At 45.6% G+C, this 19,003-nt stretch carries 17 protein-coding genes; 15 read left to right on the forward strand and 2 right to left on the reverse strand.

All coding sequences use genetic code 11. From position 1 onward, the window contains the following. The first annotated feature begins 56 nt into the window (after positions 1 to 56). The 7 genes from Q9R23_RS03705 (at position 57) to Q9R23_RS03735 (ending at position 9,307) form a co-directional block, all read left to right on the forward strand. Positions 57 to 2,204 carry a DNA translocase FtsK gene (locus tag Q9R23_RS03705; protein ID WP_311246424.1) on the forward strand — a complete coding sequence of 716 codons (2,148 nt, stop codon included), beginning with the start codon at positions 57 to 59 and terminating at the stop codon, positions 2,202 to 2,204. 322 nt (positions 2,205 to 2,526) lie between these two features. Beyond that, positions 2,527 to 3,540 carry a BMP family lipoprotein gene (locus tag Q9R23_RS03710; protein ID WP_290759169.1) on the forward strand — a complete coding sequence of 338 codons (1,014 nt, stop codon included), beginning with the start codon at positions 2,527 to 2,529 and terminating at the stop codon, positions 3,538 to 3,540. 222 nt (positions 3,541 to 3,762) lie between these two features. Continuing rightward, the gene (locus Q9R23_RS03715; RefSeq protein ID WP_311246425.1) at positions 3,763 to 4,482 is read left to right on the forward strand and encodes a GntR family transcriptional regulator; all 720 of its coding nucleotides are present in this window, start codon (positions 3,763 to 3,765) and stop codon (positions 4,480 to 4,482) included. A 130-nt stretch (positions 4,483 to 4,612) separates the two neighbouring features. Beyond that, the gene (locus Q9R23_RS03720; protein WP_214854462.1) at positions 4,613 to 5,686 is read left to right on the forward strand and encodes a BMP family lipoprotein; all 1,074 of its coding nucleotides are present in this window, start codon (positions 4,613 to 4,615) and stop codon (positions 5,684 to 5,686) included. Positions 5,687 to 5,751: 65 nt separating this feature from the next. Next, positions 5,752 to 7,281, forward strand: a complete 1,530-nt coding sequence (locus tag Q9R23_RS03725) for an ABC transporter ATP-binding protein (protein ID WP_035407107.1) — start codon at positions 5,752 to 5,754, stop codon at positions 7,279 to 7,281. Continuing rightward, positions 7,278 to 8,348, forward strand: coding sequence for an ABC transporter permease (locus tag Q9R23_RS03730; RefSeq protein ID WP_035407110.1), 1,071 nt, complete (start codon positions 7,278 to 7,280; stop codon positions 8,346 to 8,348). The genes Q9R23_RS03725 and Q9R23_RS03730 overlap by 4 nt, the downstream gene beginning before the upstream one ends. Next, positions 8,348 to 9,307, forward strand: a complete 960-nt coding sequence (locus Q9R23_RS03735) for an ABC transporter permease (RefSeq protein ID WP_035407114.1) — start codon at positions 8,348 to 8,350, stop codon at positions 9,305 to 9,307. Before Q9R23_RS03730 ends, Q9R23_RS03735 begins: the two co-directional genes overlap by 1 nt. A gap of 133 nt (positions 9,308 to 9,440) precedes the next feature. On the opposite strand, the gene Q9R23_RS03740 is transcribed toward Q9R23_RS03735, so the two are convergent. Then, complete coding sequence (locus Q9R23_RS03740) at positions 9,441 to 9,689, reverse strand: ferredoxin (protein ID WP_029342027.1); 249 nt, start codon at positions 9,687 to 9,689, stop codon at positions 9,441 to 9,443. Positions 9,690 to 9,919: 230 nt separating this feature from the next. On the opposite strand from Q9R23_RS03740, the gene Q9R23_RS03745 reads away from it, so the two are divergent. The 8 genes from Q9R23_RS03745 (at position 9,920) to Q9R23_RS03780 (ending at position 17,822) form a co-directional block, all read left to right on the forward strand. Beyond that, positions 9,920 to 10,942 (forward strand): YpbB family protein, encoded by a 1,023-nt coding sequence (locus Q9R23_RS03745; protein ID WP_311246426.1) that lies wholly within the window; start codon positions 9,920 to 9,922, stop codon positions 10,940 to 10,942. Then, positions 10,942 to 12,372 carry a RecQ family ATP-dependent DNA helicase gene (locus Q9R23_RS03750; protein ID WP_290759161.1) on the forward strand — a complete coding sequence of 477 codons (1,431 nt, stop codon included), beginning with the start codon at positions 10,942 to 10,944 and terminating at the stop codon, positions 12,370 to 12,372. The genes Q9R23_RS03745 and Q9R23_RS03750 overlap by 1 nt, the downstream gene beginning before the upstream one ends. 43 nt (positions 12,373 to 12,415) lie before the next feature. Beyond that, complete coding sequence (locus Q9R23_RS03755; protein ID WP_035407120.1) at positions 12,416 to 12,610, forward strand: hypothetical protein; 195 nt, start codon at positions 12,416 to 12,418, stop codon at positions 12,608 to 12,610. 71 nt (positions 12,611 to 12,681) lie between these two features. Then, on the forward strand, positions 12,682 to 13,566 hold the full coding sequence (locus Q9R23_RS03760; RefSeq protein ID WP_035407123.1) for a MerR family transcriptional regulator: 885 nt from the start codon (positions 12,682 to 12,684) through the stop codon (positions 13,564 to 13,566). A gap of 57 nt (positions 13,567 to 13,623) precedes the next feature. Then, positions 13,624 to 14,214: an adaptor protein MecA gene (locus Q9R23_RS03765; RefSeq protein WP_214854455.1), complete on the forward strand. Its 591-nt coding sequence runs from the start codon at positions 13,624 to 13,626 to the stop codon at positions 14,212 to 14,214. Between the two features lie 143 nt (positions 14,215 to 14,357). Next, the gene (locus tag Q9R23_RS03770; protein WP_311246427.1) at positions 14,358 to 15,290 is read left to right on the forward strand and encodes a D-alanine--D-alanine ligase; all 933 of its coding nucleotides are present in this window, start codon (positions 14,358 to 14,360) and stop codon (positions 15,288 to 15,290) included. A gap of 146 nt (positions 15,291 to 15,436) precedes the next feature. Then, positions 15,437 to 16,702, forward strand: coding sequence for a Glu/Leu/Phe/Val family dehydrogenase (locus Q9R23_RS03775; protein WP_214854451.1), 1,266 nt, complete (start codon positions 15,437 to 15,439; stop codon positions 16,700 to 16,702). Positions 16,703 to 16,832: 130 nt separating this feature from the next. Next, on the forward strand, positions 16,833 to 17,822 hold the full coding sequence (locus tag Q9R23_RS03780) for a YpdA family putative bacillithiol disulfide reductase (protein WP_056062188.1): 990 nt from the start codon (positions 16,833 to 16,835) through the stop codon (positions 17,820 to 17,822). 51 nt (positions 17,823 to 17,873) lie between these two features. Here the strand turns inward: Q9R23_RS03780 and Q9R23_RS03785 are convergent, their stop codons facing one another. Further along, positions 17,874 to 18,842 carry an asparaginase gene (locus Q9R23_RS03785; protein WP_311246428.1) on the reverse strand — a complete coding sequence of 323 codons (969 nt, stop codon included), beginning with the start codon at positions 18,840 to 18,842 and terminating at the stop codon, positions 17,874 to 17,876. Between the last annotated feature and the right edge of the window lie 161 nt (positions 18,843 to 19,003).

Raw genomic sequence — 19,003 nt, forward strand, 5'->3', positions numbered from 1 at the left:
TCAGATTGACCAATACCTGGTCCACTGAGCCGTTTTTTTATCAGGAGGGATGACGTATGGCGACGACGAAACGAAAACCTGTACGAAAAAAAACGCCGCCACGGAAACGACCGGCAGCGAAGAAACAACGTCAGCCGATTGCGTATCGTACATATGCGACCATCATCGCAATCGTCTCATTACTAGCTTTCGTTCTCGCTTTCGGGGAGTTCGGGAAAGTCGGACTGACGCTAGCCGATGGAGGAGAGCGGTTAATTGGTCAGTTCGGTTCCTTAATATATGGTGGAATCGGTGCTGTGCTACTTTTACTCCTCTCGAATGCGTCGCGTGCTCAGAAATGGGCATGGTCGATGTTACTGATGGGTTCAGTCGTCTGGATTGATCTATTGCTCGGAGCACCGCGTGGCATTCTCAATGGATGGCTCTATCAAAACGCAGCATATTACATTTCAAGTAGCGGTGCCTTCTTGATTGGTCTGTTCTTCATCGGAACGGCCGTTCATATCCTACGCCCATCGTTTTATGGTGAGCTGTGGCTTGGGCTCCGGGAACGTGCAGAAGAGTTTCGCAATCGTGAACGGACACCACGTCCTCGTGTCGAAAAAGAGTTGAAAGCGAAACCGGTTCGTGAGAAAAAACCGAAGACGTTGCGACCAGCAACTGTCGAGGAACCGATCGAAACGGAACAGGAAGCAGAGGATCCTTCGGTCAACATTCAAGACGTTCCAATTATCGGCTTCACGGATCACGTTGAACCGCAAGCAGCGGAGACACAAGGACCACTGACGATGACGGAGACACCGGACGGATATCAATTGCCGTCGCTTGATTTATTAGCAGAGCCGACGTCCAAAGACTTATCGGGTGAGAATAAGCGACTAAAGGATAATGCGACGAAATTGATTGCGACCTTAAAATCGTTCGGGATCGGAGCGAAAGTGTTGAAGATTCATCTCGGACCAAGTGTCACGAAGTATGAGATTGAACCGAAACAAGGTATCAAGCTTAGTCGAATCACAGGACTCGCCGATGATTTAGCGCTTGCGTTAGCGGCGAAAGATATTCGAATCGAAGCACCAATTCCTGGTAAAGCGGCTGTCGGAATCGAGGTGCCAAACCGTGAAGTCGCCATGGTATCACTTCGAGAAGTGTTAGGAGCGGAGAGCGTTCAATCCGACAATGATCGTTTGCTCGTCGCACTCGGACGAAGCATTTCTGGTGAGACGGTGACAGCAAAGCTGAATAAGATGCCACACGTCTTAGTTGCCGGTTCGACCGGTTCCGGTAAATCGGTCTGCATTAACGGGATGATCGTCTCAATTTTGATGCGAGCTCGACCGGATGAAGTCCGCCTGATGATGATTGACCCGAAAATGGTCGAATTAAACGTCTACAACGGTATTCCTCATCTTTTGGCACCGGTCGTCACCGATCCGAAAAAGGCGGCGCAGGCGTTAAAACAGGTCGTCTCGGAAATGGAACGTCGTTATGAGATTTTCAGTCAAAACGGAGCGCGCAACATCGAAGGCTACAATGCACTAATCGATAAGATGAACGCAGAGGAAAAAGTGCATCAACGATTACCGTATATTGTCGTCATCGTTGATGAGTTAGCCGACTTGATGATGGTCGCGTCAAATGAAGTTGAAGATGCAATCATGCGACTTGCACAAATGGCGCGAGCAGCTGGGATTCACATGGTTATCGCGACCCAGCGACCAAGTGTTGATATCATCACTGGTGTCATCAAAGCGAATATTCCGTCACGTATCGCCTTCAGTGTGTCGAGTGCGACGGATTCACGGACGATCCTTGATACGGGAGGCGCTGATAAATTGCTTGGACGAGGGGATATGTTGTTGCTCGGTAACGGCATGAACAAACCCGTCCGTGTACAAGGTGCGTTCTTATCAGACGAAGAAGTCGAGAAGGTTGTCAATCATGTCATCAGTCAACAAAAAGCGCAGTATGTTGAAGCGATGATTCCAAAAGATGTACCTGAAGGTGAAACAGAGGTCGATGACTCACTCTATGATGAGGTCGTCCAGTTCATTCTGACCCAAGAGACGGCATCGACGTCGATGATTCAACGAAAGTATCGTATCGGCTACAACCGAGCTGCCCGGTTGATTGATGCTCTAGAAGAAAATGGTCTGATTGGTCCTTCTGAAGGATCAAAACCACGCCGCGTCATGGGACGTTAATCAAGAATCACGGTATCCACCGTGATTCTTTTTTATTAAAATAATGGATATATATGGATGATTGTATAATATGCTCAAAAAAATGACACAGGAGTCGTATATGAGATGAGAAAATTAGAAATGAAAGGAAGGAAAAAAGACAAAAATAAAATAAAATAAAATCGCTTTCATGAAAATAGTTGTCAGACGTCTGTTGATTTTCAATATTTTTTTTGGCATACTCAGACATATGAGTGACCGACCTTCAACATGAGGTCTGGGAGCGACTTTTTCACAAATAGATAATGAAAGCGCTCTCATAAATGCGGAGGAGATGGATGATATGAAGAAAAAACAGGTAATCGTATCGATGATGTCAGTAGCAACAGTTGGACTTGCAGCCTGCGGTGGTTCAGGTGAGAAAGCTGACCAAAAAGATCAGTTCTCTGTCGCTATGGTAGCGGATAAAGGTGGAATCGATGATAAATCGTTCAACCAATCAGCTTGGGAAGGTCTGCAAGCGTACGGTAAAGATAACAAACTCAAGCAAAATGAAGGGTTCTCTTATTTACAGTCTAAATCACAACAAGATTATCAACCGAACTTGTCACGTCTTGCACGTGGTGGAGAAGATCTCGTTTTCGGTATCGGGAATACATTCAATGAAGATGTTAAAACCGTAGCAGATCAATTCAAGGATACACGATTTGCAATCGTTGATAATGTCGTTGAAGGGAAAAACGTCACATCGATCACATTTAAGGAAAATGAAGGGGCGTACCTTGCAGGGATCGTTGCTGCTATGGAGACGAAAAAAGATCACATCGGTTTCGTCGGTGGCATGAAAATGGACGTCATCGAGCGGTTCCGAGCTGGTTTCGAAGCTGGAGCGAAATCCGTCAATCCAAAAATCAAAATCGATGTTCAGTACGCAGAGGACTTCGCAGCACCTGAAAAAGGTCAAGCCATCGCAGCCGGCATGTACGGTAAAGGAGCGGATATCATCTTCCCAGCAGCAGGCGGTACAGGAAATGGTGTCTTCACAGAAGCGAAGAACCGTAAGAAAAATGGAGAAGATGTATCGGTCATCGGTGTCGACCGTGATCAAAAAGAAGAAGGTATGCCGGAAGACGTGACGTTAACATCGGTCATCAAACGTGTCGACCGCGCAGTTGAAGATACAGCTAACGCAGCGAAAGATGGAAAACTCGAAGGTGGTAAAACGGTTCGTTATGGTCTGAAAGAAGACGGCGTTGATATCGTCCCATCTGAAAAAATCTCGAAGAAGACGATGACTGCGCTTGAGAAAGCAAAAGCGGCTGTCGTTTCAGGGAAAATCGAAGTACCTGAGCAATAAGCGTTGAAAAGATAAAGGGCATTCTTAGGTAGAATGCCCTATTTTCTTCCATTATTGATTACGTTATGAAAAGGGTTACAAAAGCGCCAGAAGTCAGACTTCTAACCTGTTACAAAATGATTGCAGGATTGTGTTAAGCATCATATACTTATCTTGGCTGGAGTTCTCATACGTCAGAAGTCTGAGCACTGGTTACAACTAGATAGAGGATGGAGATGCGTCATGTCGATTAAACTAGATCATCGTTTGCTTTATTTACGTGTGATTGAAAAAATCAAGTCAGACATCGATGACGGCGTTTACAAGGAAGGCGAGAAGCTCCCTTCAGAGTTTGAACTTTCAAAGCAACTTGGCGTCAGTCGAGCTACTCTTCGAGAGGCATTACGAATTCTTGAAGATGAGAACATTGTCATCCGTAAACACGGTGTCGGTACGTTTATCAATGCAAGACCACCGTTTACTTCTGGTATCGAGGAGTTATACAGCGTGACAGAGATGATCGCGCGCGCAGGCATGATTCCGACCTCAGAAGTGCTATCATCCGAGATGGTCCAACCGACTGAGCGCGACCGAGAACGCTTTCAACTTGGTCCGGATGAATTGGTATATCGAATCGAACGAATCCGACTCGCAGGAGATGTTCCTGTCGTCTATTGTATCGATAAGATTCCAAGCCATTATATTAAAGATGAAGAGCAGTTCACCTCTTCGACATCATTGTTTGATGCTTTAGAAAAAGAACTCGGACGACGTGTCACACATGCTGTGACGCATATCGAGCCGCGTATTGATCCGAAAATCGCTGAACAATTACATACGGACCAACCTCTGCTCGCTTTGCGTCAGACGCATTATGATGAGCTCGACCGTTCCGTTCTTTTTTCAGCGAACTATTTCCGAGCAGATAAGTTCGATTTCCACGTCATCCGTAAACGTGTGTGAGCCATGGTTTTAGGATGAATACTGAAAGCGCTTCCCGTCAAAACCTACGTAACGCTCCTCATCGCCAGCCTCAGGTGCTAGACGTAGTCTTGAACTTTGTATGACCATATTCGAAAGGGGATTTTTCCAGATGAAAAAGAAGTCACTTCTCGCATTAGCAGCAACAGGTTTAGCAATGAGTTCCGTCCTTGCAGCATGTGGTGGCAACGACGATTCGAAAGATTCAGGTAACGGCAGCAAATCAGAAGGCTTTAAAGTAGGTATGGTTACAGATACAGGTGGCGTGGATGATAAATCATTCAACCAATCTGCTTGGGAAGGTATCCAAAAGTTCGGGAAAGACAATGACTTAAAAGAAGGTACTGGCTATAAATATCTCCAATCTGCAAAACAATCAGACTATCAACCGAACCTTCAGCAATTAGCACGTGCAAAATACGACTTAATTCTCGGGATTGGTTTCTTGATGGCTGAAGATATCGGTAAAGTAGCGGATCAGTTCAAAAAGAACAACTTCGCACTCGTTGACCAAGTCGTTGATAAACCAAACGTCGCTTCAATCGTCTTCAAAGAAAACGAAGGTTCGTTCCTCGTTGGTGTCGTTGCAGGTCTAACGACGAAAACGGATAAAGTTGGATTTGTCGGTGGTGTCAACTCGGACTTGATCAAAAAGTTCGAAAGCGGATTTAAAGCAGGTGTTAAAGCGGCTAACCCGAAAGCGGAAATCGAAATTCAATACGCAGAAGATTTCAACGCTGCAGAAAAAGGACAAGCAATCGCTTCAGGTATGTACGGTAAAAAAGTCGACGTCATCTATCACGCAGCTGGTGGAACTGGACAAGGGGTATTCACAGAAGCGAAAAACCGTAAAAAGAACGGTGAAGATGTTTGGGTTATCGGTGTAGACCGTGACCAAGTCGAAGAAGGTATGCCAGAGAACGTCACATTGACATCAATGGTCAAACGTGTGGATACAGCAGTAGAGCAAGTCGCGAAAGACACGAAGGACGGCAAATTCCCAGCAGGTAAAGTCGTTGAGTTCGGTCTAAAAGACGGCGGTGTCGATATCGCTCCTTCAAAAGACAACGTCTCAAAAGAAGCACTCGACAAAGTCGAAGAGTACAAAAAACAAATCATCGATGGTGACATTAAAGTTCCATCGACTGACGACGAGTATAAAGAGTACGAAGCGTCACTTAAATAATAATGAAAGCGGGGGTCGCTAGCATTGCGACTCCCCTTTTAAACTAAACATGGGAGTGGATTTTCTTGGAATACGTCATTGAGATGCTGAACATCAGAAAAGAGTTTGGCAATTTCGTCGCAAATGATAATATCACGCTCCAGCTTCGGAAAGGTGAGATTCACGCTTTACTTGGTGAAAACGGTGCCGGAAAATCGACGCTGATGAACGTCTTATTTGGTTTGTATCAGCCTGAGGCTGGAGAAATTCGTGTACGTGGTGAAAAAGTCAATATTACGAGTCCGAACGTCGCGAATGATCTTGGAATCGGCATGGTGCACCAACACTTCATGCTCGTTCAAAATTTCACTGTTACTGAAAACATCATTTTAGGTGCAGAGCCACGTACAGGGATTAAGATTGATCGTGCATCGGCGCGTGAAAAGGTACGCCAGATTTCTGAACAGTATGGTCTTGCTGTTGATCCTGATGCAAAAATCGAGGATATTTCAGTCGGAATGCAACAACGTGTTGAAATTTTGAAGACGTTGTACCGTGGGGCAGACATCTTGATCTTTGATGAACCATCTGCTGTTTTGACACCGCAAGAGATCAAAGAATTGATTCAAATCATGAATCGCTTGATTGCGGAAGGAAAGTCGATTATCCTCATTACGCATAAACTGAAAGAAATCATGGAAGTAGCTGATCGCTGTACGACGATTCGCCGTGGTAAATATATCGGCACGGTCGATATTGATGAGACGATGACACAGTCGCGTCTTGCTGAAATGATGGTAGGTCGTGAAGTCAACTTTAATGCGGAGTATTCCAAGGCAACTCCACAAGAACTCGTTCTCGATATCAAGAATCTAGTCGTCAAGGACGGTCGTGGCATCAAAGCAGTCGATGGATTGAATCTCGACATTCGTGCCGGAGAAATCGTTGGAATTGCAGGAATCGACGGAAACGGACAAACGGAATTGATTGAAGCCATTACAGGTCTTCGTAAAGCAGACAGTGGCGAAATCTTCCTCAACAACAAATCGATTAAAAACCTGAAGCCACGGAAAGTAACGGAATCAGGTGTCGGTCACATCCCGCAAGACCGACATAAACATGGACTTGTCCTTGATTATTCGATTGGACATAACATGGTCTTACAAACCTACTACAAACAACCGTACTCAAAAGCAGGCATCATGAACTATAAACAAGTCATGGAAAAAGCCAAAACGCTCATCGAGAAGTTCGACGTCCGAACTCCAAGTCCAGAGACGTTCGCTCGTGCCTTGTCTGGTGGTAACCAACAGAAGGCGATCATCGCGCGTGAAGTCGATCGGTCACCAGATTTGCTGATTGCGGCTCAGCCGACTCGTGGTCTTGATGTTGGGGCAATCGAGTTCATTCATGAACAATTGGTTCTTGAGCGCGAAAAAGGTCGTGCTGTCTTGTTGATTTCATTCGAACTCGAAGAAATTCTACAAGTCTCTGACCGGATTGCCGTGTTATATGAAGGAAAAACAGTGGCCTTCTTGGATCCGAAAGAAACGAACGAAATTGAGCTTGGCTTCCTGATGGCCGGCGGTAAGAAAGAGGAGGTAGGTCATTCATGAAGTTAGAGCGTTTTTACGGCATCCTCATTCCGATTCTTTCCATCGTGCTTGGGATGGTCGTCGGGGCAATCGTCATGCTCATTGGTGGGTATGATCCGATTGCTGGGTTTGATCAATTATTCTATGGTATTTTTGGCGAACCGTACAGCATCGGCGAAACATTGCGTGCGGCGGCTCCATTGATCTTCGCGGGTCTTGCTGTCGCGTTTGCTTTTCGGACAGGACTTTTTAACATCGGTGTCGAAGGTCAAGTGCTCGTCGGCTGGATGGTTGCAGTCTGGATTGGAATCAAGTTTGATTTGCCGACAGTTGTTCATTTACCACTCGCTTTGATTGGAGCAGGTTTAGCAGGTGCGCTTTGGGCATCGATTCCTGGTATCTTAAAAGCGAAATTCCACGTACATGAAGTCATCACGTCGATCATGATGAACTATATCGCGTTATACGTCACGAACGATATTTTACGTCACGTCATCGGCATTACGAATGAGCGGACGGAGACAATCAAGGAATCAGCATCACTTGCGTCACCGTTCTTACAAGAGATCACGGATTTCTCACGTCTTCATAACGGAATTTTCATCGCAATCATCGCTGCACTCGTCTTCTGGTTTATTCTTTGGAAAACAACACTCGGTTATGAACTTCGAGCTGTTGGATTCAATAAGAATGCTGCTGAATATGCAGGGATGGGCGTTAACCGCAATATCATCTTATCGTTCGTCATCTCAGGTGTGTTCGCTGGTCTTGCTGGGGCGATGGAAGGTCTTGGGACGTTCCAAAACATGACGCTGAATGCGTCCTTCACTGGTGTTGGATTCGACGGGATCGCGGTTGCCTTGTTAGGTGCGAATAATCCGATCGGCGTCGTGCTCGCTGCATTACTATTTGCAGGACTCAATATCGGTGGTCTGTCGATGCAACAGATTGGTATTCCACCGGAACTGATCAAAATTATCATTGCGTTCATCATCATCTTCGTGGCTTCTGGATACGCGATTCGTCTCGTCATCGAGAAGTTCGCAGTTAAGAAAGAATCTAAAAAAGCGAAAGGAGCCGGTCAGTAATGGGCTTTCTTGAAGTACTTTATATCATCGTGCCAATCGCACTTGCCTATTCGGCTCCGTTGATCATTGCAGCACTTGGCGGCATTTTCAGTGAGCGTTCTGGCGTCGTTAACATCGCGTTAGAAGGTTTAATGGTCATGGGTGCCTTCACGGGTGTCGTCACGGCATTGACGCTATCAAAAATGGGCTTGGGTGCTGCGAGTCCTTGGCTTGCGATGCTCATTGCGATTGTCGTCGGAGCAGTTTTCTCGCTCTTCCTTGCGATTCCGGCAATCCTTTTCCGGGCTGATCAAACGGTTCTTGGAGTTGCGATCAACTTGCTTGCAGTCGGTCTTGCCATCTTCCTCGTCCGGGCGCTTTACGGAAAAGGACAAACGGATTCGATTCCAAACCGAATCTCAAAAGAGAACGTGCCATTCTTGTCCGATATTCCTGTGCTGAAGATGTTCTTCGCGAACGTCTACTACACATCGTATATCGCGATCATCCTTGCCTTCGTCGCGTGGTACATCATTTTCAAGACGCCATTTGGTCTTCGTTTACGTTCTGTCGGGGAACATCCGATGGCAGCAGATACAATGGGAATCAACGTCACGAAGATGCGTTTCATCGGTGTCATGATCTCTGGTGGTTTCGGTGGTCTTGCTGGTGCTGTTTATGCGACATCGATCTCACTGAACTTCAGTGTCACGACGATCCTCGGTCAAGGGTTCCTCGCGATTGCGGCGATGATCTTCGGAAAATGGAATCCACTCGGGGCTATGGGTGCTGCACTATTCTTCGGATTCGCTCAAGCGATTTCAATCATCGGTCAGCAATTGCCGTTACTCGATCAAATTCCGCAAGTGTATCTATTGATTGCACCGTATCTCTTGACGATCCTAGCACTCGCTGGTGTCGTTGGTCGGGCGGATGCACCAAAAGCTGTTGGTGTACCATATATCAAAGGAAAACGCTAAATTTTTTACCACTTAGAAACCGGATGTTGCCAAATGGCGACATCCGGTTTTTTTAATGATTGATAGATATATCGCGTGAATAAAAGACCAACAAAAAAAGATGTTTCGCAAGGAAACATCTTTTTTTATTCACTTATTCGAATTTTAACGCATCGCCTTCGAACGATTCATCTGCTACTTTGATTGAATCCGTCGGGCATCCTTCAAATGCATCAATCATATCGTCGAATAATGCTTCTGGAATTTCGGCAGTACCATTGTTATCATCAAGAATGACATATGCCAAACCCTCATCATCATAATCATAGATATCTGGTGCCGCTGCTCCACAAGCACCACAAGCGATGCAAGTATCTTTGTCGACAATCGTAAATTTAGCCATTGAACGGTCTCCTCTCTATACGAAAACATTATTGAAACACGCTGTTCTCATCTATATGTCATTGTATCGGACTCATCGTTGCATTTCAATGACGAAGCGTAAGTGATAACAGAAAATGTATATATCATCACATGCCCGCAAACAGTATGTCTAAAACGTAACGAAAAGAAAATGGATGAGGTATCATCTTCAAATCGATAAACACTATATATTTGAAAGGAGCGTGGCAGATGGAAATTTCATTACTAGAGCGCATTTTTCTAGAATCGATTCAGCGTCTTCGAGACGAACGCTCGGACCGGAGTCTTTATCATGTTTTTCAAGGGAAGAAGTCAGCAACTTCTCTGCAAGATGCTCATTTTTATGATTTAGAGTCGACGTTCGGTACCGTATTAGTCAGTAAACAGCGATTCGAGTCGGTTTTAACGGAACTCGCTCAGAAAAAGTGGATCGAACGGCAAGAGACACTTCGACTGACGAGCGAAGGCGCTCGACTAGTAGGACAAACGGAGGGAGTAATCATTGATCAACTTGGTGGTGAACTTCGGGGATATGCCGAAATGATGTGGAAACGGCTCAGTCTTCTCGTTCAAACGGTAATTTGTCTAGAAGCGCAACAACCATTCATTCCCGTGCAACAAGAGACGATCGTTCGGGAGTGGGTCAAGAGTGTTCTTCCGACCATCTCGAATCGAGCAGATTGGTTAGCGCAGATGTATCAAGAATTGACGCTCCTCCTTGAGCGCTTACCGGAACGAGATGCGACATTGATCAGTCATCGATTATCAGGTGTGCAAACGGGGTGGTCATATCCTCAATTGGCACGAATGATGAAGGTAGATGTCGAGACGGTCCAGTTCGAATTTATCATAGCTTGGCGAAGATGCATCAATGACTTAAAAAGTACACCGCTCATTCAACAAATCGGAGCCGGTCTCCATACTCCGAAGATGACGCAATCTGCTCAAACGACTTGGGAATTATTGCAACAAGGACTCACTGTTGAAGATGTTGCGGTCAGAAGACGTCTAAAAAATAGCACGATGGAAGACCATCTTGTTGAAATTGCAATGTATGCACCCACTTTTCCGTTAGATCATTTCGTTGATACGGCTCAACAAGAAGAAATTCGACATATCGCACAACAACTCAAAACTTATGCGCTCAAGCGAATCAAAAGCGCGATGCAATCAGACGTATCCTATTTTCAAATTCGATTGGTCTTAGCTCGTAGTAAATGGGAGGGAAGTTAATGGAAGCGTTATTGCATCGACATTTCGGTTATGAAGCGTTTCGACCTGGACAACGCCAAATCATCGAGTCCATCCTGAATGGAACAGATACGTTAGCAATTTTACCGACAGGTGGAGGAAAGTCTGTTTGTTATCAGTTTCCTTCGTATGTAAAAGGAGAGGGACTGACATTGATTTTGTCTCCGCTGCTCTCTTTGATTGAGGATCAAGTCATGCAAATCAAACGTCGGGGAGAACGTTCTGTCGCAAAATTAACATCTGTTGAGACGCGAGAAGAAAAAGAGCAAATCTTATCCGTACTCGAACATCTACGGTATCTCTACTTATCACCGGAACAACTTGCGTTACCACAAATACGGGCTCGTCTGAAACAGGTCGACATCGCGCTATTCGTCGTCGATGAAGCCCACTGTATCTCGCAGTGGGGACACGAGTTTCGACCTGAGTATGCAAGACTTGGGCAAATTCGCCGGGAACTAGGTTTTCCGCAGTGCCTCGCCTTAACCGCAACAGCGACTCAAGCTGTCGAACGAGATATCCGAATACAATTGCAGATGCGAGAACCGCATGTCATCCGTCGTTCCGTCAATCGACCGGAAATCCAATACATCGTGGATCGCGTCGATCGAGAAGAAAAAGACGCAGCACTCGACCGTTGGATGACACGTATCGTTCGTCCATGTGTCATCTATACGACAACGCGTAAAGAAGCGGAACGGATTGCAGGAATCATTGAAGGGGCAACCTACTATCATGCCGGATTAACGATGGAAGACCGTCAGCTTGTTCAACAACAGTTTCTTCATGATGAAATGGACTGTCTCGTTTGTACGAGCGCATTTGGAATGGGTGTTGATAAAGGAAACGTTCGTACAGTTATCCATCATACGATGCCGGCGACACTTGAAGCTTATATGCAGGAAATCGGACGTGCCGGTCGGGACGGAAAAGAGGCGACGGCGATCTTGCTTTATGCTCCTCAGGATGAACAATTACAAACCTTTCTGATTGAGACACAATATGCGCCTGTCCTTTGGATTGATCAGTTACAACAAGGGGTGAGAAGAGGTGAGTCCTACACGAAAATCGAGACTCGTCTACACCTCAATCCGGAAGATCCAGCATATCGGTTACTGAAATCACAACTTGAGAATGGCTGGTCGAAGGAACGTATCATGCAATGGCAGGTGGAACGAAAACAGCTCAAAGGACGAGAAGTCAGCCAGATGATGGACTATATTCACCGGAATGAATGTCGCCGTAAGATGTTATTGCATCATTTTGATGAACCGGCAATCGTTCAGCCACGTTGTTGTGATATATGCGGTACGATCGAATGGCAGGATCCCGTGAAGAGTAAGGTGCTTCAACCGGTAAATTGGAAAAAGCGTTTAGAACAAGTCTTTTTTTCATCACTAGATTCGGTGTAAACTAGAAAATATCCTTATTTTTTTCAAGAAAAGGTGATGAACATTGAGTAAACAAGATCAACGGCGGTTACATCAGAACGAAGAGGAGCAACTCTTACCACCACGTTCCTCGCGAATCGAACACGTTCGAAATGAACGACTGAAGCAACCATTTCGAAAAAATCCGCTAGCAATCACGCTAACGGTACTCATGATCACGATCATCATCGCCTTCGTCTCCATCGGTTTCATGATGTAAAGGCACATTGTGAACGGAGATTTTTTTCCTTTCAGCGTATACTAGAAAGGAAGGGGAAGGAGGCACGATGCATGGATCGTGGGAAATACAATATCAAAGCAGTCGCTGCGTTGGTGGGACTCAACCCGACGACCATTCGTGCTTGGGAGCGGAGATATCAAGTGCTTGATCCGGATCGAAGTGAATCCGGGCATCGCATTTATAGTGATAGTGACGTTGCGAAATTGCGTTGGATCGTCGATAAACAAAAAGAAGGATTGTCGGTTTCAAAGGCAATTCAATTATATGAGATGCCTGTCAATCGAGCTGAAGTGCCCCATGATTACGGAGTCGAACTACGAGATCAGTTATTCCGTGCATTGACGAACTTCGAAGAACGACACGCGCATGACATCATGAATAAAGCGTTCTCGATGTTTAGTTTCGATAAAGTCATTCAAGATATCGTTGGTCCACTCTTACATGAAATCGGACTGAAATGGGAGTCAGGAGAGATTACAATTGCGCATGAACATTTTGCAACAGCTTTCTTAAGAGCCCGTCTTTCGACGTTATCACTACAGATGCCGATCAATCCGTTCTTGCCGCGAATCGTTTGTGTCTGTGCACCAGAAGAAGAACATGAGCTCGGACTACTCTTCTTCACACTCTACTTGCGGCAATCGGGTTTTGATGTGATTTTCCTCGGTTCTGGTATTCCGGTGCCGGACTTAGTAGCCGTGACACATCAATTGCAACCGAAAGCTGTCATCTTATCGTGCACGTTATCCGATCATTTACCATTGCTTGATGAAGCATTAGACTGTTTGATGGCTGATTTTCCGAATCTTGAAATTGGACTTGGAGGATACGCGGTCGATCAGCTTCCGGAACGATACGGACCACACTTACTTGGTGCGGACGATCAATCGTGGAAAAGTTGGTTAAGTCGACTCACTCCGGTATCTGGTGTATAGTATGGTTCATAGCGAACGGAGACACCTATGTTTCCGGTCTTGACTGGAGGAGTCTATATGAGGTTTGAACAAATGAAACAAGGACACCTTCGTGTCTTCATTACAAAGCAAGAGTTATCACTTCACGATGTCCGACCAGAAACGTTGGCCATCGGGAAGGGACAAGCTCTATTGCGCAATTTGTTAGAGGAAGCTGAATCGAATTTTGGTTTTCAGGCAGCAGGAACACTCGAATTTTTCGTCACATTCTTTCCGAATGACGGCATGCTCGTTGATGTGCGTCGTGAAGGTGATTTACCGGAAGAGATGAATGACGAATTTGATCAAGTCGAAATTCGCATGACGGTCGACATCGTCCATCATGTCTTGTATGCCTTGAATTCGCTCGAAGATGTCATTCAAGCGAGCCATGGGTTATTACGACATATGTCGTACACGGAGACAGGCGGTAGTCTTTATTTCTTCGAAGGCAACTATTATCTCTATTTCCAGGAACGAATGAATGACGCGCTCGAGCGTACGGTGACGACGATTTTGTCAGAATACGGGGAACCGAGCCCGAAAAGTCCGCTCGTCATGTCAGAGTACGGAAAAACGATTCAATCGAAACAAGCCATTGCCACGATTGCGGAACAATTCCACATTTAGAACATCAATCAGGTGCGACATTGCCTCGTCAGGTAATGTCGCACCTTTTTATCTTCTACCAGAAGTGGCACCATTTTGTATTTTTTCGTGGTCAGAAGGATGGTATGATAATCATTGAACGTAAGAAGAAGGAGTGAAGTAGGATGAAAGTGGCAGTGTTATATGGTGGGACTTCAGGTGAACGGGAGGTTTCATTAAACAGTGGAAAATCAATCATGGAAGCGTTAAACAGTAAAGGACATGAAATCACGGCTGTTGATTTCCATCCTGATCGAGCACATGAACTCTTCCAGCTGGATGTAGATGTGGCTGTCATCGCTCTTCATGGGAAAATTGGTGAAGATGGACGCGTGCAGGCGTTACTTGAACTTGCGAATATTCCATACACAGGTTCAGGTGTGTTAGCGTCAGCACTTGCGATGGATAAGGCACGTTCAAAAGTTCACTTTGATAAAGCGGGTATCACGATTGCACGTGATGTATTATTAGAACGTGAAGATGATGTCGAGGCGAAAATCGCAGAATGGAATGGTCAATTCCCTTGTGTCGTTAAACCAGCACAAGAAGGTTCATCGAATGGATTGACAATCGCACAAGACGAGACGATGTTACGTGAGGGGATTGCAAAAGCGTTCGAAGCCGATGATGCGGTTCTCGTCGAACAATTCATTAAAGGACGCGAAGTGACGGTTCCAGTCGTTGGTCATAAAGGTGCAGAAAAAGCATTACCGGTCATCGAGATCATTCCGAAGAATGCTTTTTATGATTACGAATCGAAATATGCAATCGGAGGTTCAGAGCATATCTGCCCTGCCGAACTAGATGAGACGACGACAGCAACACTTCAGGAGTGGGCCGTCAAAGCACATCAAGTACTGGGTTGTGCTGGGTATTCCCGGTCAGATTTCCTTGTTCCTGAGTCCGGAAATCCAGTTATTTTAGAGACGAATACATTGCCAGGTATGACGTCAACAAGTTTATTCCCGGACGGAGCACGAGCAGTTGGTATCGAATATCCGGAATTGGTCGAGTATTTCATGGAATTAGCGATTGAACGCCACGCCCAAATCAAGTAATCCAATCATTGATATCCTAGGAAAAGAAGTGAGAAAGCGCTTACAAATATGGGCGTAACCCCTTTCATTACGTTCGAGAAAAGAGTATACTTTATCCGAACAAGGAAACGGCATAGGGGATGCCACTTATGGGGAGGAACGTTGGAATGATCACTGACCAACAACATGCGAATCATCGCAAGAACGTACTGGAAGCAACACAGGAAATCGTCAAGGAAGCACTAGGGAAGTTAGGGTATCCAGACGAAATGTATGAATTACTTAAAGAACCACTCCGGATGTTGACAGTCCGGATTCCGGTGCGAATGGATGATGGTTCGACGAAAATCTTCACAGGATATCGTGCGCAACATAACGATGCTGTTGGACCGACAAAAGGGGGAATTCGTTTCCACCCAAACGTGACGGAAATCGAAGTCAAAGCATTATCCGTCTGGATGAGTCTGAAGGCAGGTATCGTTGATTTACCATATGGCGGCGGGAAAGGCGGGATCATTTGTGATCCACGTGAGATGAGCTTCCGCGAAATCGAACGTCTCAGCCGTGGATATGTCCGTGCCATCAGTCAAATCGTTGGACCGACAAAGGATATTCCAGCACCTGACGTCTTCACGAACTCACAAATCATGGCTTGGATGATGGATGAGTACAGCCGGATCGATGAATTTAACTCTCCTGGTTTCATCACAGGAAAACCGCTCGTTCTTGGTGGCTCACATGGTCGTGAAACAGCAACGGCGAAAGGTGTCGCAATCATGATCCGAGAAGCGGCAGCAAAAAAAGGCATTACACTTGAAGGAGCACGCGTCGTCGTTCAAGGGTTCGGGAACGCAGGTAGCTTCTTGTCGAAGTTCATGTATGACTTAGGTGCAAAAGTCATCGCCATCAGTGATGCTTACGGTGCACTTCATGATCCGAACGGACTCGACATCCCATATCTACTGGACCGTCGCGACTCATTCGGAACGGTTACGACATTGTTCAAAAATACGATCTCGAATAAAGAATTGCTTGAACTCGAATGTGATATTCTTGTTCCTGCGGCAATCGAGAATCAAATTACAGAAGACAATGCACATGATATCCGCGCAGCGATCGTCGTAGAAGCAGCAAACGGTCCAACGACGAACGAAGCGACGAAAATTCTTGCAGAACGTGACATTTTGATCGTTCCGGATGTTCTTGCTTCGAGTGGTGGCGTAACGGTTTCTTACTTCGAATGGGTACAGAATAATCAGGGGTATTACTGGACGGAAGAGGAAGTCCACGAGAAACTCGAAAAGGTCCTCGTGAACTCATTCAACCAAGTCTATCAGACAGCACAGACGCGAAATGTCGATATGCGTCTCGCCGCTTATATGGTAGGTGTGCGGAAAATGGCAGAAGCATCCCGTTTCCGTGGTTGGGTCTAATTAAACGTTAAAAATACGTACCACCCGTTCCTCTAGATGAGGAGCGGGTGTTTTCCTATTGCAATTTCTTTCGTCTCTTGATGAGATTTGCTAAGATATAAAAAAAGCAACCGGAAGAGGAGATATTCGAATGTTAGATTGTATCGTAATCGGTGCAGGACCATGTGGTTTATCGGCAGCGATCGAAATGCAAGATCGAGGACTAGACGTCGAAGTACTCGAAAAAGGAAATATCGTTGAAGCGATCTATCGTTATCCGACGCATCAAACGTTCTTTTCAAGTAGTGAAAAATTAGAAATCGGTGGCGTGCCGTTCATCAATAAGGAATTAAAACCACGTCGTCTCGATGCACTCGTCTATTATCGAGAAGTCGTCAAACGAAAGCAGTTGACGATTCGTCCATTTGAGACGGTCGAGCACATTGAACGTCAAGCGGATCGCTTCATCATCCATTCAGAACGCTCTGGAGTGAAGAAACAGCGAGAAGCACGATCTGTTGTGCTTGCGACAGGTTATTATGGGTTACCGAACCGAATGGACGTCCCAGGAGAAACGTTACCCCACGTATCGCACTATTTTACGGAAGGGCATCCATACTTTGATCAGGATGTCGTCGTCATCGGTGGGAAGAATTCAAGTGTTGATGCAGCAATCGAGCTTGAAAAAGCAGGAGCACGCGTAACCGTACTTTATCGTGGACCCGAGTATAGTCCGTCGATCAAACCATGGGTCTTGCCGAACTTCGAATCACTCGTTCGTTCGGAAAAGGTCAAGATGGTGTTTGACGCGATGATCGAGGAAATCACGGACCAAGAAGTCGTTTACCGAGTGGAGGGAGACAAGCGGACTGTCCGAGCAGATTTCGTATTTGCGATGACGGGTTATACACCAGACGTCGGCTTGTTCGCTGATGCTGGTATCGCGATCGATCGCAAGACAGGTGTTCCGAGTCATGATGAAGAGACGATGGAGTCGAATGTTCCTGGAATTTATATTGCCGGCGTCGTTGCAGCAGGATACGATGCCAATAAGATATTCATTGAAAACGGACGTTTTCATGGCGCGAACATCGCGAATCATCTCGTCGAACGATTACGTGGTCTATCAATTCACGTCTAAAAAAACCTCTTGATTCGGACTGATGAGTTCCGAGTCAAGAGGTTTTTTCATTTATTCGACCCGGAATGACTCTTCGAGTTCTGATTGGGTCGCATTGATTTCGAGTTCAATCATTAATTTAAGTCGTGCTTTTTGTGAGTTCAGTCCATTTGAGAAAATGACGCCGATCTCTTTTAACTGTTGACCGCCACCTGTATATCCATAAACATCTTGCACGATTCCATTGAAGCATCGACTAACGATGACGATCGGCATGACTGCGATCAATTCGGCAATGGCATCGACGATACTCGGTGGGACGTTTCCTTGACCGAGAACTTCAAGTACGAGTCCATCGTAACCGAGTTGTTTCACGGCTAGTAATAAATCTGGTTCCATTCCGGCATATACTTTCAAAACAGCAACACGTTTAGAGAGCGAGGTTACCATATGTATTTGCTTCAGAAGTGGCGTGTTGAATAGGTAAACGTGATCTTTCGTCACCATGCCAAGATTTCCGAAGTGAACCGATTTAAACGTATCGACGGATGACGTATGCGTTTTCGTAACGTTGAATGCTGAATGAATCTCACCATTAAAGACGACGAGAACACCTTTTTCACACGCTGCTTCACTGACGGCGACACGGAGTGCCGTGATCAAATTAAACTCACCATCTGATCCGACTTCGTTCGATGAACGCATGGCTCCAGTCAAAACAATCGGAACAGGTGCACCAATTGTCAAATGTAAGAAATAAGCGGTCTCTTCAAGTGTATCCGTCCCATGGGTGATGACGACTCCATCGTAGTGTTCCTTAGCAAGTTCACTGTCGATGAAGTGTGCCAAACGTAGCATGATGTCGGGCGTCATATGTGGAGAAGGTAAATTTGAAAAATGACGCGTTGTGATGTTTGCGATATCCGTCGCTCGAGGTAGTGAAGCATCCAGTGGATTGATGTCATTCGGTAAGACGTGACCGGAGTGATCTTGCGCCATCGCAATCGTTCCACCCGTATGAATTAATAATAATGATTTCATTCTAAATGGTCTGTGTCAAAAGACAAAAGACCTTCACCTACTTTCTATAGCATATTCAATTAGTTCTTCCATATTGTAACCTTTTTCCCTCCCGAAACAACGAGGACGTTTTCTTTTTTCCAAGAAACCTTTATTCTTATGGAGAGGAAGAAAGGGGGAGA

Source organism: Exiguobacterium sp. BRG2, assembly GCF_031844245.1.
In the GTDB taxonomy this organism is placed as follows: Bacteria; Bacillota; Bacilli; order Exiguobacteriales; family Exiguobacteriaceae; genus Exiguobacterium_A.